A 1,365-nucleotide genomic window follows, 5' to 3' on the forward strand; every position below is an offset into this window, starting at 1 on the left:
GCGTGGTCAGGCGGCCCTGAAAGATGTCATCCAGATAGGACATGCGCGGCATCGAGCGGTCCAGAACGGTGACATTCGCCCCCATGCCCACCGCCACCCGCGCTGCCGCCGTTCCCACGACGCCGCCGCCGATGATCACCACATTCGCAGGCCGTACCCCCGGAACCCCACCCATCAGAACGCCACGCCCGCCATTGGCCTTTTGCAGAGTCCAGGCGCCGACCTGCGGCGCCAGCCGCCCGGCCACCTCGGACATTGGCGCAAGCAGTGGGAGGCCACCCGCGCGGTCGGTCACGGTTTCATAGGCGATGGCGGTCACGCCACTTTCCAGCAGGTCGCGGGTCTGCTCTGGGTCCGGCGCAAGGTGCAGATAGGTGAACAGAACCTGCCCCTCGCGCAATTGCTTGCGCTCAATGGCCTGCGGCTCTTTTACCTTTACCACCATCTCGGCAGTGGCGAAGACTTCGCTGGCGGTTTCGACGATGCCGACACCGACCGCACGGTAATCGTCATCACTGAAGCCAGCGCCGATGCCGGCTTCGGTTTCGACGATCACCGCATGTCCGGCTGCGATTGCTTCCTGCGCAGCCGCAGGCGTCATCCCCACGCGGAATTCCTGTGGCTTGATCTCTTTCGGGCATCCGATAAGCATGGCCGGTTTCCTTCTGTTGGATGGGTGGATTCTGCGGATTTTCTGCCGATAGTGCTTTGAAAATTGGCATTGCCATGACAGCTTCTTCGTAGATTCTGCGGCGATCTGGCCGCTTTTCCCGAAGAAAGTTGCGCTGCAATGCGGCTAGATCAGATTGACCGGCGTATCCTGCATGTCCTTCAACGTGAAGGCCGGATATCGAACGCAGACCTGGCCGAGCGTATCAACCTGTCGGCCTCGGCCTGCCATCGGCGCGTTCAGCGGCTTGAGACCGAGGGTTACATACGCGATTACGTCGCCTTGCTTGATCTGCGCCGGATCGGCAAGCCGACCACGGTTTTTGTCGAGATCAAGCTCAACAGCCAGAGCGACGAGACGCTGGAGGCCTTCGAGCGCGGCATCACGCGCATTCCTGATGTGCTGGAATGCCACCTGATGGCAGGCGAGGCCGATTACCTTCTGAAACTCGTCGTCGAGGACACCGACGATTTTGCCCGTATCCACCGCCAGTATCTGGCACGGCTGCCCGGGGTTGCGCAGATGCAATCATCCTTCTCGCTGCGAACGGTGCAAAAGACCACGGCAATCCAGCTCTGAGCGCCGCCTTCATCCTGGCGAAAGCAAGAGGGGCCCCTGGCCCCTGCTTCGTCACCGGGGAGGGCCACGACGCATGAAAAACCCCCGCAGGCCAGGCCCCGGGGGTTGATCAAACC

The 1,365-nt window shown here is 61.9% G+C and carries 2 protein-coding genes; one reads left to right on the plus strand and one right to left on the minus strand.

The window, feature by feature from the left end:
- A partial coding sequence (locus tag Q7U95_RS04300) for an NAD-binding protein (RefSeq protein ID WP_308752138.1) occupies positions 1-652 on the minus strand: 652 nt, incomplete at its 3' end.
- Positions 653-790: 138 nt separating this feature from the next.
- On the opposite strand from Q7U95_RS04300, the gene Q7U95_RS04305 reads away from it, so the two are divergent.
- A complete protein-coding gene (locus tag Q7U95_RS04305) occupies positions 791-1,249 on the plus strand; it encodes an Lrp/AsnC family transcriptional regulator (RefSeq protein WP_308752140.1) in 459 nt (152 codons plus the stop codon).
- The last annotated feature ends 116 nt before the right edge of the window (positions 1,250-1,365 follow it).

The organism is Candidatus Oleimmundimicrobium sp., assembly GCF_030651595.1.
In the GTDB taxonomy this organism is placed as follows: domain Bacteria; phylum Actinomycetota; class Aquicultoria; order UBA3085; family Oleimmundimicrobiaceae; genus JAUSCH01.